Origin of the sequence: Methylocapsa sp. D3K7 (genome assembly GCF_029855125.1) — a bacterium.
Taxonomy (GTDB): domain Bacteria; phylum Pseudomonadota; class Alphaproteobacteria; order Rhizobiales; family Beijerinckiaceae; genus Methylocapsa.
The window spans coordinates 735,739-750,698 of sequence record NZ_CP123229.1 but is presented as its reverse complement, the minus strand read 5'-3'; the positions used below and the strand labels follow the sequence as shown (position 1 = coordinate 750,698).

General features: G+C 58.4%; 15 protein-coding genes. 2 read left to right on the top strand and 13 right to left on the bottom strand.

Features of this window, described 5'->3' with window-relative positions; all coding sequences use genetic code 11:
• Positions 1-52: 52 nt before the first annotated feature.
• The 10 genes from bamA to QEV83_RS03375 all read right to left on the bottom strand — a co-directional run bounded on the left by bamA (position 53) and on the right by QEV83_RS03375 (position 11,151).
• A complete protein-coding gene (bamA, locus tag QEV83_RS03420; RefSeq protein WP_280129865.1) occupies positions 53-2,497 on the bottom strand; it encodes an outer membrane protein assembly factor BamA in 2,445 nt (814 codons plus the stop codon).
• Positions 2,498-2,817: 320 nt separating this feature from the next.
• Entirely contained in the window at positions 2,818-3,963 is a 1,146-nt protein-coding gene (gene rseP / locus QEV83_RS03415; protein WP_280129864.1) for an RIP metalloprotease RseP, read from the bottom strand.
• 433 nt (positions 3,964-4,396) lie between these two features.
• Entirely contained in the window at positions 4,397-5,620 is a 1,224-nt protein-coding gene (gene dxr / locus QEV83_RS03410) for a 1-deoxy-D-xylulose-5-phosphate reductoisomerase (protein WP_280129863.1), read from the bottom strand.
• A gap of 152 nt (positions 5,621-5,772) precedes the next feature.
• Positions 5,773-6,726: a phosphatidate cytidylyltransferase gene (locus tag QEV83_RS03405; protein WP_280129862.1), complete on the bottom strand. Its 954-nt coding sequence runs from the start codon at positions 6,724-6,726 to the stop codon at positions 5,773-5,775.
• The gene (locus tag QEV83_RS03400; RefSeq protein ID WP_280130954.1) at positions 6,710-7,501 is read right to left on the bottom strand and encodes an isoprenyl transferase; all 792 of its coding nucleotides are present in this window, start codon (positions 7,499-7,501) and stop codon (positions 6,710-6,712) included. The genes QEV83_RS03405 and QEV83_RS03400 overlap by 17 nt, the downstream gene beginning before the upstream one ends.
• A gap of 195 nt (positions 7,502-7,696) precedes the next feature.
• Positions 7,697-8,257, bottom strand: coding sequence for a ribosome recycling factor (frr, locus tag QEV83_RS03395; RefSeq protein WP_280129861.1), 561 nt, complete (start codon positions 8,255-8,257; stop codon positions 7,697-7,699).
• 88 nt (positions 8,258-8,345) lie between these two features.
• Positions 8,346-9,092 carry a UMP kinase gene (gene pyrH / locus QEV83_RS03390; RefSeq protein WP_280130953.1) on the bottom strand — a complete coding sequence of 249 codons (747 nt, stop codon included), beginning with the start codon at positions 9,090-9,092 and terminating at the stop codon, positions 8,346-8,348.
• 184 nt (positions 9,093-9,276) lie between these two features.
• Positions 9,277-10,242, bottom strand: a complete 966-nt coding sequence (locus QEV83_RS03385; RefSeq protein ID WP_280129860.1) for a transporter — start codon at positions 10,240-10,242, stop codon at positions 9,277-9,279.
• Between the two features lie 185 nt (positions 10,243-10,427).
• On the bottom strand, positions 10,428-10,859 hold the full coding sequence (locus QEV83_RS03380; protein ID WP_280129859.1) for an OsmC family protein: 432 nt from the start codon (positions 10,857-10,859) through the stop codon (positions 10,428-10,430).
• Positions 10,860-10,911: 52 nt separating this feature from the next.
• Entirely contained in the window at positions 10,912-11,151 is a 240-nt protein-coding gene (locus QEV83_RS03375) for a DUF2188 domain-containing protein (RefSeq protein ID WP_280129858.1), read from the bottom strand.
• 185 nt (positions 11,152-11,336) lie between these two features.
• On the opposite strand from QEV83_RS03375, the gene QEV83_RS03370 reads away from it, so the two are divergent.
• Positions 11,337-11,798: a hypothetical protein gene (locus QEV83_RS03370; protein WP_280129857.1), complete on the top strand. Its 462-nt coding sequence runs from the start codon at positions 11,337-11,339 to the stop codon at positions 11,796-11,798.
• Positions 11,799-11,882: 84 nt separating this feature from the next.
• A complete protein-coding gene (locus QEV83_RS03365) occupies positions 11,883-12,131 on the top strand; it encodes a GlsB/YeaQ/YmgE family stress response membrane protein (protein ID WP_280129856.1) in 249 nt (82 codons plus the stop codon).
• Positions 12,132-12,155: 24 nt separating this feature from the next.
• Here QEV83_RS03365 and QEV83_RS03360 read toward each other — a convergent pair whose 3' ends face one another.
• The 3 genes from QEV83_RS03360 to QEV83_RS03350 are packed head-to-tail and all read right to left on the bottom strand — an operon-like array spanning position 12,156 to position 14,956.
• Positions 12,156-13,028, bottom strand: coding sequence for a hypothetical protein (locus tag QEV83_RS03360; protein ID WP_280129855.1), 873 nt, complete (start codon positions 13,026-13,028; stop codon positions 12,156-12,158).
• Positions 13,029-13,047: 19 nt separating this feature from the next.
• Positions 13,048-13,737: an ABC transporter ATP-binding protein gene (locus QEV83_RS03355; protein WP_280129854.1), complete on the bottom strand. Its 690-nt coding sequence runs from the start codon at positions 13,735-13,737 to the stop codon at positions 13,048-13,050.
• On the bottom strand, positions 13,724-14,956 hold the full coding sequence (locus tag QEV83_RS03350) for an ABC transporter permease (RefSeq protein ID WP_280129853.1): 1,233 nt from the start codon (positions 14,954-14,956) through the stop codon (positions 13,724-13,726). Before QEV83_RS03350 ends, QEV83_RS03355 begins: the two co-directional genes overlap by 14 nt.
• Positions 14,957-14,960: the final 4 nt, after the last annotated feature.

Sequence of the window (14,960 nt, the reverse complement as noted above, 5' to 3'; positions counted from 1 at the left end):
CCCGGCCAGCTTTGCAGCTGGCGGAGCGCAGGAAAGCAGAACCGGCGTTAGATCAGAACGTGGTGCCGCCGGTGAAACGGAAGAATTGAGTTTGATCAAATTGGTTCTTAGTGATGGCCTTGGCGAAATCGAACCGTATCGGCCCAAGCGGCGATGCCCAGATGATCGATCCGCCGGCGGCGGTCCGAATCGTTGCCGTGTCGCCGCCGACGGTGATGCAATTGCTTTGCGAGAAGGGCGCGACAAATGGGCCACCCGAGCAAACACCGGTCGGACTGAAATTGGTCCGGCCATTAAAGCCATACAAAGTTCCCGCATCGACGAAGAGGGCGCCCTTCAGGCCAAGATCCCGAGGCAGGCCGAAGATCGGAAACTGCACCTCCGCGCTGGCGCCGAAATATACCGTGCCGCCGAGCGGATTGCCCTGGGGATTGCCAGAGCTGATATCGCGCGGGCCAATACCGCTTGGCGCAAATCCGCGAACGAGGCTTGGCCCCAAGTTGAAATTGTCAACGATACGGATTTGGCTGCCGCCAAAGCTCGCCAGATCGCCGCCTTGCAGATGCACGAGCCCAACGAATTGATCGTATAACTCGTGGTAATAGCGAATATCGCCGGTGGTGCGGACGAAGCGTGTGTCGCCTCCGGCGCCAGCGATATCCTGGCGCAATTCGGCGAAGATGCCAGCCGTCGGGCTCCTATTGTTGTCAAGTGAGTTATAGCCAAGCGTGTAGCCGACCATCGAGGTGAGGAATGGACCCTGGGCTTCCTTGAGCGCCAAGGAAGCTTCGCCATTCGTCAAGCAGTTGTAATAAATGCTCGGGGTTGCGCCGTTGAATCCTGGCGTCGTTCCAAAAATTGGATTGGTACAATCGTTGTATGGGCGCCCGGAATTGTTGGGAATGGAGATGTCGGTGCGGTAAATCGAATATCTTGGCGAGAAGGAGATTTCTTCCGTTACGGGCAAGCCGAGGCGCAGAGTCGCTCCCGTTACGAAGTTGTTGTAGTAGGAATATTGCCAAGCATCGCTCTTTTTCGCGTAAACGTCGAAGCCCGCCGCGAGCCGTTCCCCGAGAAAATAGGGCTCGGTGAAACTGAAATTGACGCCGCGGCTGTACTGCCCCTCGGAAACCGCCAGCTTCACATATTGGCCGCGGCCCATGAAGTTTGTTTCGGTGACGGCGACATCGGCGATGAAGCCGTCGGAAGTCGAATAACCGCCGGACAGCGATAACGATCCGGTCGGCTGATCTTCGACATCGACGACCACGATCACCCGATCGGGCGTCGATCCGGGTTCGTTGGTGATCTTGACCTTTTTGAAATAGCCGAGATTGTTGAGCCGTCGTTCCGCCCGGTCGATGTACACCCGGTTATAGGCATCGCCTTCGCCGATTTCAAATTCGCGCCGGATAACATAGTCACGCGTCCTGGTATTTCCGCGCACATCGATGCGCTCGACGTACACCCGCGGGCCGTCCTCCAAGACGAAGGCTATGGTGACGGTGCGCGTGGCGGGATCGCGGTCGCCGCGAGGCCGGACTTGGGTGAATGGATAGCCATGCTTGCCCACTTCCTTGGTGAGGGCATCAACGGTCTTTTCGACCATGTCGCCATTATAGACGTCGCCGGCCGAGAGACGCACGAGAGGGAGCAGCGAAGCGCCATCGATGTCCGGCAAATGTGATTCCACATTGACCGTCGCCACCGTGTATTGAACGCCTTCCTCCACCGTGATCGTGACGATGTAACCGCCTTGCTCGGCGTCGAACTGAGCGTCGGAACCGATCACACGGAAATCCGCGTAACCGTTCTTGAGATAGAACCGGCGAATACGCTCGAGGTCTGAGGCAATCCTGTCGGGGTCGTAAACGTCCGACGTTTTGAAGAATGAGAAGTAATTCATCTCCGTCGTGTCCATCAGATCGCGGAGCTTGCCGGAAGAGTAGACCGTATTGCCGACAAAATTGATCGCCTTCACGCCTGTCTTGTCGCCTTCGTCAATGGTGAACACCACGTCGATCCTGCCGTTGGGCAGATCAACCGTCCGCGCGGTGACGGTGGCGGCGGCGCGGCCCGAACGGCGATAAACATCCTTGATGCGTTCGATGTCCGCATCGACCATGGCCTGGCTGTAAGGTCCGCGCGATTTCGATTGAACTTCGGAGGTCAGCGTTTCCGTCTTGACCTTGCTGTTGCCTTCGAACGCAACCCGGTTGATGACGTTGTTTTCAGTTACGCTAATGATGATCCGGCCACCGGCCCTGCTCACGCGGATGTCGGAAAACAGCCCCGTGGCATAGAGGTCCTTGACGCCCTTATTGATGGCGACCTGATCCGAACCTGTGAAATAGGCACTGATCGTCTCGCTATCGACGCGTTTGTTCCCTTGGACGGAAACACCTTCGGCAAATGCGGCGAAAGTACCGCCAGCCAGCCAAGCCAATACGACCATCGCTACCGCGACCCGGCCTCTGAACACACGCTGAACTCGCATCGTAAGACCGGCTCCCATTTCGCGAAGACTAAGGTTATATTTGTGGCGTTAATTGGTTGATGCGGATTCTTTTACCGGTTTTGGTAACACACGCTCAACGATTACCACGCGTTGTTTTTAAAGGCTTTGGCAAGCCTCGCAACACAAGTTTCGTTGCATTGTAGCTTTTTCGGGAAGGCGTGGCAGGTAAGACACGGATCGAGGTGAGCAAACGGTTAACCAACAGGGTTAACCGTTTATCTTTTGCCAGACGATTGAAATGTGATTAGAGGACCGGCCAATTCGCCAAGCGGAGTCAGGTCCTTACGTTTGCGAGTGGCTTAGCCCCAATGCATAAACTGCCGGGTGAGGCGAAGCACGTCGTTGTAGGTGGCAAAGATCATCAAACTGGTGACCAGCATGAGACCAACCTTGAAGCCAAACTGTTGAGCTCTTTCATTCATCGCCTCGCCGCGAACCGCCTCCACTGCATAGTAGAAAAGATGGCCGCCATCGAGGAGGGGAATCGGGAACAAATTGAGCATCCCAACCGAAATTGACAGAATTGCGGCGAGATTAAGCAGCGCTCCAAGACCGACCTTGGCCATCGCGCCGGACACTTCGGCGATCCGAATCGGTCCCGACAATTGATCGGTTGTTTCCGTTCCAGCGAATAAACCTTTCAGATAACCGCCGGTCCGAGCAACGACATACCAGGTCTCCGATCCCGCAAGCTTAACGGAGTCGGCAAAACCATAGTGCTGGATGTGCCAATTCTCCGGCTTGCCCTTGGATTGGACGCCGAGGATACCGACACGCGTGGTTCCGAATGCGGTGACCACATCACGCCGGTGCGGGATCGCGACCAACTCCATCGCTTTGCCGTTCCGGTCGATGCCGAAAACAAGTTGCGTGTCGCTGGCGGTCTGAACGATTCGTTGCATCTCCTCGAAGCTATCGACCTTGGTTCCATCAATCGAAACAATCAAATCGCCCGGTTGAAAACCGGCGGCTTCGGCCGAACTTCCGGCGGCGACGCTGTCCACTGTGGGCAAGAGGATGGCGCGGCCATTTACATAAAAAATGCCGGTGAAGATAACGATAGCCAAGATAAAATTGGCAATCGGGCCAGCGGCGACGATCGCCGCCCGCTTCCAGACCTTTTGGGCAAAGAAACTCACCGACCGCTCCTGGGCTGACATCAAATCCGCGGCGGCTTGATCCGTCATCGAAGCGCCGTTGGCGTCGCCGTGAAATTTCACATAACCGCCAAGCGGCAAAATTGCCAGGCGCCAATGGGTCCCGTAGCGGTCGTCAAAGCCAAAAATTTCGGGTCCGAAACCGAGCGAAAATGCGTCAACCTTAACGCCGCACCAACGGCCAATCAAAAAATGTCCGAGTTCATGAAAGAAAACGACCAGGCTTAGGACGAAGATGAAAGGTACGATGTATCCCGCGATCGCCCAAACTTGCATGAGGACTGACATTTGATCTCCTAGCCCGTCTCCACGAAGCATTCGGCATGGCCCGAACACCTCGTTTTTCTTGCAGTCCAATCATCCAGCGGCCAACGATGGGGAAGGCCGGAGAGTTCCAACCCGCCACGGCGGTTCCCGTCACTCAAAAACTCTCCCAAATACTATTTACTCTGGGAAAGCGTCACGCAAAACACAAACGCGGCAGGGCATCTTAAACTTGGCTGCGTGCGTGCAAATAATCATTCTTTTTTAACTTCAAGAATATGTTTTGCATAGTGTGTCAGATTGTCGACCATGGGGTGACGCTGTGATGAGGCATCGTAAAATTTTGTCCATATTCAAGAAAAAAGAGTAAATATTGAGCCATGGCGTCGAATCTTGATAGCGTCAGCAAGCAAAGTTAAAATAAGCACGACCGTTATAAACATCTCGCCGCCAAGATTTAAGCACATGCGGCCCGCTGGCGGAGAACCGAGCGCGCCCGCTCACGCACGGCATGATCCATGGCAAGCGCGTCGGCAACCGTTTCTGGCTCATGCGCGGTTCCGTCGGCAAGTGCCGCATTGCAAGCCTCCTCCACCATCCGGGCTATGTCATGAAACGAAATCAGCCGGTTCAGGAACGCCGCGACCGCAATTTCATTGGCGGCATTCAAAACAGTGGGGAGTCCACGTCCGGTTCGCAAGGCGTCGAGGGCCACCCTCAGGGCAGGAAATCGCTCGAAATCCGGACGCTCGAAGGTAAGTTGTCCGGTAGCGGTCAAGTCGAGCCGCCGCGCGGCCGTCGTGGACCGCTCCGGATAAGAAAGACAATGGGCGATGGGCACCTTCATGTCGGGAGCCGCGAGTCCGGCGGTGACCGAGCCGTCGGTGAACGCGACGAGGCCATGCACAACCGATTGAGCATGAACGATAATGTCGAGTCTGGCCGCATCGACGCCAAAAAGATAATGCGCCTCGATGACCTCTAGCCCCTTGTTCATGAGGCCAGCGGAATCCACCGTAATTTTTGGCCCCATCGACCAATTCGGGTGGTTCAGGGCCTGTTCGGGCGTTGCCTTCGCGATGGCCTCGCTCGTCCAGGTGCGGAACGGGCCGCCCGAAGCCGTGAGCGTAATCATTTCGATTGTATCGAGATTCGCATCGCCCATCGCCTGAAAAATCGCGTTGTGTTCGCTATCGACAGGGAGCAACCGGGTGCCGGCGGCGGCGGCCTGGCGCATGAAAGGAGCGCCCGCACAGACCAGACATTCCTTATTGGCGAGTGCAACGGTGCGTCCGGCGGAAAGTGCCGCGAATGTTGGGGCAACCCCGGCAGTTCCGGCGATGGCGCCCATCACGATGTCGGCTGGCCGGAGGGCGGCTTCGACAACCGCCGCGTCGCCCGCGGCCGCTTTTATTCCGCTGCCAGAGAGACTTTCTTTCAATTCAGCATAACCGCTGGGGTCGGCGAGCGCCGCGAATTTGGCGCCGAGAGTACGCGCAAGTTTCGCCAGAGCCAACGGGTTGCTGCCACCGGCAACGGCCTCGACCCGGAATGCGCCGGCAGAGCCGGAAATAATTTCCGCTGTCGATCGTCCGATCGAGCCGGTTGCCCCCAGGATGACGACGCTGCGGACATCGCGGGCCGTTGCGGGTTCTTGCCCGGACTTACGAGTGTTGTTCATGCCGCCCTGTCGCTTGGATTCATGCCGCTTAGGTTCAAATGGTCAATACGAAGGGTTCGATCTGCAAAGGCACTTCGTGAAAGCCTGCTAAGAATCATCAAATGCGTGAGCGGCACAGTTGCACTTTGGCACCATGGGGGAGCACAGTCCATCTAAAACCATTCGAAAAGCCCGCCTGCTATGGAAGCGTGCTCGCGCGCGGCTCCAAAAAGAGTGGCGAAGGCGGCTACGGCGATAAAGCCATCGAGCCGGTCCATGAAGCCTCCGTGCCCCGGAATGAGGCGGCTCGAATCCTTAACACCAAAGCGCCGTTTGACCCAGGATTCGAACATATCGCCAGCTTGCGAGATCACGGCGGCAGCAAGGCCAAGCCCGAAAAGGGGCAGTTTCACGGACGGACCGGCAAGCCCATAGGTGGCAACACCCACACCAATGAGGGCGCCAGCGAAGACGCCGGTGAGCGTGCCGGACCAAGTTTTCGAGGGTGAAACTTTCGGCCAAAGCTTGGCGCCGCCGATCAGGCGGCCGCCAAAATAGGCGAAAACATCGGTACCCCAGACAACTGCGAACAGCCAAACGATTGATCGGATGCCATGGTCAGCGGAACTATGCAAAGCCTCGACGGAAACCAGCAGGGAACCCGCATAAACGATTCCCCCAAAAGCCCAAAGCCATCTCGAATGGCCCGCCGCGAGTGCTGCGGCGATGCTACAACCGGCAAGGAGCGCACAAGCGCCGCCAAACCAGTCCTTGCTGATAAATAAGGCAGCCAGAATGAGACCAAGGCCAGTCAACAGATAGCGAACAGGTAAACGCGGTGCTGCAATCAGCTTTTGCCATTCGCAGCCGACCGCCAAAGCGGCGCCGAGCCAAATCAGATCAAAAAATAGGCCGCCCCGCCAAATCGAAACGAGCGCCACCGCCATTAAAACCAGGGCTGAAAGAAGACGCGGCAAAAGATCGGGCAAACGGCGCTTCCCGGAATCGCGCCTTGCCCCGTCGGCATTGCTCAGCATGGCACCCGGCTGGGGCTTTTGAAGCATAATCCCAAAAAGCGGGTGGCTTTGAAAATGGCCCTCACGATAGATCTCATGTCTTGACCACATCGGCCAATGTTTTCCCATACTGCCCGGGCACGCCGCCAAATCGCCTTTCCCGCGCCGAAAATTCCGCCATCGCGGCCAAGAACGCCTGCCGGTCGAAGTCCGGCCAATGCATGGGCAGGAAAACAAATTCGGCATAGGCCGCCTGCCACATCAGAAAATTCGACAAGCGTTGCTCGCCAGAGGTGCGGATGATCAGATCAGGATCCGGGATCCCGGCCGTATCGAGATGCCGGGCAAACACCGCCTCGTCGATGTCGGTGACCTCGATATGACCGGCGGCGACCTCTTGCGCCAAGGCCCTGGCCGCCGCAGCGATCTCCTGCCGGCCGCCGTAATTGAAGGCGACGATCAACGTCAGGCGCGTGTTGCGCACAGTGATATTTTCTGCCTCCTCGAGGAGAGCACGGATGTCCGGTTTGAGATTGTCTCTCGCGCCAATCACCTTCACCTTGACGCCACCTTTGTGCAACTCATTGAGATCATTGCGGATAAATCGCTTTAGGAGCCCCATGAGGTCGGCGACTTCCTCGACGGGCCGGTTCCAATTCTCCATGGAAAAACCGTAGACCGTCAGATAATCGAGCCCGAACTCGATCGCCGCTCGCACGGTTTCACGGAGCGCTTCGACGCCGCGCCGGTGCCCTTCGATCCGTGGCAAACCCCGGCGTGCCGCCCAGCGGCCGTTGCCGTCCATGATCACACCGACATGCACCGGCGCACCCGGAAGGCGTTGTTGCGCGGGGGGGGCCGTATCGTCCTTCGCCAAGGATGACATGGTCATGTCCGGACCCGCCAGCTGTCCGCGCCACCCGGTCTCTTGACGTCTGCCGAATTTATGCAAGGCAATCCCGCTGTCATATCGCCTGTCTCTATCCGCACCACCCCACCGGCGAGGGCAGAGGTGTCCGCGCTGTCCGCTATTATGGCTCTGTCCAAGCCGCGTGCCCGGTTTATAGCAGATCGGGGCGGCTCACACTTGCATGATTTCCGTTTCCTTTGTGCTTAGCGTCAAGTCGATTTCGCCAATGAACTGATCCGTCACTTTTTGGACATCGCTCTCGTGGCGCTTCTCATCGTCCTCGCTGATCGCTTTATCCTTGAGCAACTTCTTGAGAGTGTCGAGACCATCGCGGCGAACGTGCCGCACGGCGATGCGCGCCTCTTCGGCGTATTTATGCGCCACCTTCGCCATTTCCTTGCGGCGCTGTTCGTTGAGTTCTGGAATCCGGATCCGTAAGATTTGCCCCTCGACGGTCGGGGAGAGACCCAGATTGGAATTGCGGATGGCTTTGTCGACGGCGCCGACCATTGCTTTGTCCCAAACTTGCACCGAAAGCATTCGCGGCTCTGGCACGCTGATTGTCGCCACCTGGTTGAGCGGCATCGATTGCCCATAGGCTTCGACATGCACGGGTTCGACGAGGCTCGCCGATGCACGCCCGGTGCGCAGGCCGCCCAACTCGTGCTTCAATGTCGAGATCGCACCTTGCATCCGCCGGCGCAGATCGGAAATATCAAATTCAGCATTCATTTTGGAACCCTTGAATCCGGCGGAACCGTTAAATATGCCTCGCGGTGCTCGTCAATAGCTCATGCGGAGCGTCGCGCCAATTCATGAATTAGGGCAAGACCAAGGTTGCCTTGCCGCGTCCCTCGAGCGCCGCGAGGATGGCGCCCGGCTGCTTGATCGAAAAGACGAGTATGGGAATTCTATTCTCCCGCGCAAGTGCAAAGGCGGCGGTATCCATGACCGCGAGATTTTTGGCTATGGCTTCGGCGTGCGTCAATTGATCGTAGCGCGTCGCGGTTGGATCCCGTTTCGGGTCCGCCGAATAGACCCCGTCAACCTGCGTGGCCTTCATGATAAGATCACAGGAAAGTTCGGCGCCACGCAACGCCGCGCCGGTATCCGTGGTAAAGAAGGGATTGCCGGTGCCGCCAGCCAAGACGACGATCCGGCCTTTTTCAAGGTGATGCAACGCCGCCTGGCGTGAATAGGCCTCGCAGAGGGCGGGCATAGGCAGGGCCGAGAGGGCGCGCGCTGCTTGACCTTGTTTTTCGATGGCATATTCGAGGGCAAGCGCGTTCATCACCGTCGCCAGCATGCCGATCGAGTCGGCGCGGGCGCGTTCAATGCCTTTGTCGGCGCCTTCGATGCCGCGAAAAAAATTGCCGCCGCCGACGACCACAGCGACCTCGACACCGCGCGCCGCGGTGTTCGTGAGATCCGCCGCGAAACGGGCGAGGGTGTCCTGGTCAAGTCCGTGGCTGCGCGTCCCCATCAAGGCTTCGCCGGAGAGCTTGACGACGATGCGCCGCCACGCTGGAACTTGAATTGGATGCGTATTGTCGCCAAGTTCCGTCATCGGCACCCCATCTGTCCGTCGTGTCCTGTCGTTTACGTCGGTATCCGCGCGATTGCAAAGTCTGTTCCGGGAGGCGGAGTTCGCTGCAATACGGTCTATCGCGCCACGGTCAACCCCCGCATTCTGCCCTTATGTCCTTCCTGGCGAACGCCTTCCCGCAAGTTTCAGCGATAAGAGGGCAGGTCTAAATTCGGAAAGTGAGCGAGGCAAACACCGCGTTTCCCTGGACACGGTGCGCAACATCGAACTCGTGAAACCATTTGCCGCTAAGGGTGAGTTCCTGGTCCCCAGCCTTGAACGTATAGCTAAGCAAGGGTCCAATGGCCGCGACTCTTCCCCTGAACGCACCAATCCTGTCGCCCGAGCCGCCATCCGGGGTGATCTGCTGGTAGTAATAACCGCCGACGCCAGCCGCGAGGCCAAAGGGAAGGTGTTCGTTGAGAGCGCCTTCGACATGCAGCTCGGCGCCGCTTTGGTAGTCCGTCGTGGTATTTATCGCGTTGACCGTAACACCAACCGCGGCGGAAGCCTCGATTCCGGTTTGCAGACTTAGGAATGTGTAGCCTGCCTTGAGATCGAGCCCTGGTCTGTGCAAGCCCGTGAAGGCAAGCGCGGTTGAGGAATAGTACCCGGTCGGGGCAAAACCGGTCAGGGTCGCGTTCCAGTGATGCTCGCCCGCCTCCCAGCCAAGGAAGGCGGCGAAAGCGCTGTCGCCCAAGGCGTCAATGGAAGCGGTGCGGCCAAGTTGGCGGGGTACACCGAGGGGACCCGAGAAAGAAAGGCTTGCCGACGTTTGTTCCCCGCCAAAAGGAATGAGCGCCGCAAATCCGAGCGAGCCGCCAAGAAGCTTGACGTCCGTGACCCATGTGGTTTGGACGATGTTGAAGAGAAAATTGTAACTGACGCCTGCGTCTATGTTTCTGCCTATCGGAAATTTGATATTGGCGTTTGCGCTCCCTTCGTAAAGATAAAACGTATCCGAAAAATAGATGCCGGGCGGCGGTGTGTAGCCAGCCATCGGAAGACTGTAGCCAAGCAGGTAGTCGCCGAGTCCATACTCCGTTGCACGGACCGGGGGAGTGGCGAAGAGGCTGCTGGCCAGGATCAGTATTGCGTAAAAGCTTTTCGCGGCCGGTGAACTCAATCTCATGGAAACTCCGGCCGTCGAGATCGCGGGGCTTTCTGGCGGCCTCGTCTTGAATGCAAATAGTCTGGATCATTAAAGAGGCTGGACGAATATCGCGCAATGCGCCGAGGCGTATTCTTCTGCATTGTTACCGAATTGACACGCTGCGTAACCGCGCTTCCAAGGAGGACCGGCAATCTCGCGATTGTTCAAACCAGCAGAGTTGCATCGAGGGAAATCTCGGTGTTGAGAAGCTTGGATACGGGGCATCCGGCTTTGGCCTTGTTCGCCAGTTTCTCGAATGCCTCCTGATCGGCTCCGGGAATCTTGGCCTTCAAAGTCAAGTGCACGGCGGTGATGGCGTAGCCTCCCTCGACCTGCTCCAGGGTGACTTCCGCCGTGGTATCAATTTGCTCGGCAATAAGCTTCACCTCGCCCAGAATCAAAGACAGTGCCATGGTAAAGCAAGCGGCATGGGCGGCTCCGATCAACTCCTCGGGATTGCTACCGCGCTGCCCTTCGAAGCGGCTTGCGAAACCATAGGGATAGGCGTTCAGTGCGCCGCTTTCGGTCGAGATCGCGCCTTTGCCATCCTTGATGCCGCCTTGCCACGCGGCCGATCCACGTCTTTTGATCTTCATCTCAAGCTCTCCTCCGTTTTCGCGCAGGGTTCAAATGCATCTGAAGCTTTGATTAGCCCTCAACATCTGTCTCGGGCCGGTCATTGCCCGGTTCCGCTTCGTCATGCCAGTGGCCACCTTTGTCCTCCCATGATATGACGCTGGGATCGCCCGGAATGGTTTGCTCCCTCGCGGCACGATCCGCCGCTTTGCGGGCCGCGTCATGCGACGGAAAGGTTTCGGAAAAGACACCTTCGACGTGATAGGCCCAGCCGCCATCATGTTCGACAACTTCATAGACAATTTTGGTCATGGAGAGCTCCTCAAGCTGTTTGTGCATGTTAATTTAGGTGCGCGACGGCATTTTCACAGAATCCGCCAGGGCAAACTGCAATGAATCCTCTCTTGGATTTTTGCGGACTGTTCATAACAAGAACATTCTTGCGCTGACAGGTCCGAAGTCGCAAGTCGCCGCACAGGCATGCGGGAGGAGACACCATGAGCGAGGCACCAAGGCGCGCTCCCGCGCCGCGGCATGAGGACTATACCGTTGTCGATGGCTCGCGAGGGCGGCGCCGCGATTTCAGGATCACCGTCGGACTGCGCGAGGGCTGGGATGACGAAGGCCGGGTTTACGACATCTCGGAGGCTGTCCGCACCGCCCGGGCTTGGATGGGCCGCCGGGTTGGTGCCGGCCAGCCAGCCCTCTCCGGCATGTTTACCCGCGCCGAGGTGACTTACGCCTGGCCCCGCCCAGATGGCTCGGCCGGCTCCGACCGTGAGCCGGTGGCGGTGTTCACCGGCGAGGCCGTCCATGCTTATCTTGGACATCTGCCCGATCTGGAGATCGAGGCCATGCTGAACGAACTCGCCGTCGAACTTGGGGCGGCCTTGGGCCAGGAACGGCTCTATGTCGCGTTCCGCGATACCACCTGGATCCTCGACGCTGGCGAGCGGTAAGAGTAACGGAGCGGGGAGGCCACTTTCCACTATCTCTAAACCCTGTCATGATCTTTCCGTGAATATCCAATCAAGGAGAAGACCGTGGGAGCGTTGCTTGTTTGGCTCATTGTCGGAGCGATTGCCGGCTGGATCGCGGGTCTCGTCGTTGAGGGCGCGGGTTTCGGTCTGATCGGCAACATTGTCGTCGGAATTTTGGGATCGGTCGTCGCCGGTTATCTGTTCCCGGTTCTGGGTATTCACATTGGTGCGGGACTCGTTGGGTCTATCATTCATGCCGCGATCGGAGCGATCGTTCTGCTCTTTGTCCTGTCGTTGATCCGAAGAGCATAAAAGGCACTTACTTGCGCATACAGCTCAATGCGGCGGCATCGGAATAAAAACTGGCGGCATACCAGGAAAATTGGAACGGCGCTTGATTTCGGCATCGTCCGAACCTTCTGGCTTCAGATAGACATAGAAGCGATTGTTCCGCTCGACAATATCGTCCTTCGGTACGCTGCTGCGGCTGATCAGCATGTCGCTTTGAATACGGATGTGCATATAGCCGGGGATGAGTTCAGCCCAATCCTTGACGTCGGCTTGAAACACCACCGAATATTGGCGGCCGCCATCGAGTTTCACGACGCTTGCACTTGACTCGCCTTGCGCATTCGACGGCAGCTCCCGCCAAATCATCCCAACTTGCACGAAAACCCGTGCCGGGACGAGCATCACATAGAGGGGTACTTCCGGGTTGGAATTCTGCATGTTCAGCGTCGCCCGATAGGACTTGCCATCGGGTTCGTAGGCGACACGGATGAGTTCGGCGTAGAGCCCCGAAAAAGCGGCATTCCGCAGTTCAAGAACCGCCTTTTCACGTTGGCCGAGGAGACGGTGTTGATACCAGCCGGCGCCGGAATCGGCGAGAAAGCCAAGCCCGATCACGGCGAGCAGCACCAGCAGAATCTTGGACTCCAGAAAATCGAAGCCGCCGCCAAACCGCGCGGCGTTGGTGAAAGGCGCTTGCGCGCGGCGCGATGGCGGCGTCCGCCGGATGCGCGCGCGCAATTCATCCGTGGACACCGGAGCTTTCGCATTGTCACGTCCTCCCGCGGCGGTTTCCGCCCCGGATGCGTTGCCGGACCCTTCGATGGCGGCCAGGGTCTCCCAAAGGCGGACAATCAGCTCGTCTTTCTGCGGGCTGGTGAGTTTGCTGAGATCCGGAAGTGGCGGCGGTGGCTTGGTCATGCGTGCTTCATAGGGCGCGTCATGGAATGATCGTTCCGTCGGCGATGTGCACCACGTGTGCGGCCTCGCTGGCGAGCGCGAGATTATGCGTGACAAGGATCAGCGTTGTTCCCCGTTCGCGGTTGATGTTCCGCAGCAGCGCCATGATCTCGCTTTCGGTCTCGACATCAAGATCGGACGTGGGCTCGTCCGCCAGCAGCAGAACCGGATCGTTGATGAGCGCTCGCGCGATCACGGTGCGGCGCTGCTCGCCCGCCGACATCTCCGAGGGATAGGCATCGAAATGCGATCCAAGGCCGAGTTCCGTCAAAAGCCGCGCTGCCCGTTTATAGCTGTCAGCCGTCGCATCATAGCGGCCGAGCAAAGCGGGAAGCACCACATTGTCGATCGCCCGCAAGGAAGGCAGCAGGCTCGCGAATTGGAAGATATAGCCGATGCGCTTGTTGCGGAACCGCGCCATGGCGTTTTCGCCAAGCGACCAGATGTCGGCGCCATCGACAAGGAGTGATCCGGCGCTGGGATGGCTGAGGCCGCCGAACATGGCCATCAGCGTCGATTTTCCCGAGCCGGAACGGCCGATCAATGCAAGATAGTCGCCCGCGGACACATCGAGATTGATGCCGCGCACGGCATCGACCGGGCCACGGCTGGTCTGATAGGTTTTTCGCAACGCCCGGCAGCTCAGCATCCCTGCCTTATCCCTCGCCACGGATCAAATCGTAGGGATCGTGCCGGCTCACGCGCCAGGCCGGCGTTAGCGCGCCGATTGCGCCGGTCAGCCCCGCGCCGAAAACACAAACGGCTCCGACGAGAATCGTACTTGTCGGATCAAGCCAAAAGAATGGGACCCCCATCTCCGTCAGATAGTAGACAAGCGAATGCTCGAACACCCGCAGCAGCAGCATGCCGAAGACAACTCCGCAGAGACCGCCGATGCCGGTGGCGAGGATCGCTTCGGTCAGAACCATGCCAACGATCTGCGCGCGTTTCGCGCCGATCGCTTTGAGCAGGCCAAGCTCGCCGCGGCGTTCAGTGATGATCGCCGAGAACAATACGCTCACCAGCAACGCGGTGCTCGCGAACATCATCGAGACGAGCGACGCCGCTCCGCCAAGCAGCGCCGTAATACCTTGGCGAATGCCGGTCAGCAGGGAGCCTCCAGAGATGACTTTGATACCAGAAAGTTGCGCGAGAAGCGCGAACCGGAGCTGCAATTCGGTTGCACCTGGTGCAAGCTCGATGAGAAAGCCAGAGACCTTCCCCGGTTCTAGCATCGGCGGCGTCTGCCCCGTTTGCTGCTTGATCGCGGGGGCAAGTGCCAGCAGATCGGTCGAGGGCATGAAGATGCCGCGCTCATGGGTTCCAGCTCCGCTGCGTCCAAGTTTCGCATAGACCTGGAACTGTTTGCCGAACAGCACGATCTGCGTGCCGAGCGGCACATCGCGGGCGGCCCCGAGGATGGCGTCGCCGGTGCGCGTGGGGCGGCTGAGACGCTCGGTGATCCATGGCTGAATGGTGAAGTCCCGTTCGGTATCGTAACCAATCAGATCGACGCTGTCGCCTTGTCCGCCAAAATCCGATTGCTCGGTACGAAAAACGCGTTGAGCAGCCGCTCGGCCAATGCCGTCGAGTTGCGTCCGCGCAAGCAGATCTGCGTCGAGCGTCTCGTTCGTTGGCTCCACCGTCAGCAAGGCGACCGTGATATTGGTGAGCGCATTCTGCGCGATGACCATCAGATCGGCACCGAGGCGGCTGAAGCCAATGGCCATGCTGGTCTCGATGCTGCGCATCATGACAACGCCGGTGAAGACGATAGCACTGCTGATCGCCACCGCCACGACGAGCAGTGTCGTGCGCGCTCTGCGGCGGCCAAGATTTTGCAGCGCGAGGCTGCCAAGCAGCCAACGCGGGACGGAGAAATCCCTCACGGTG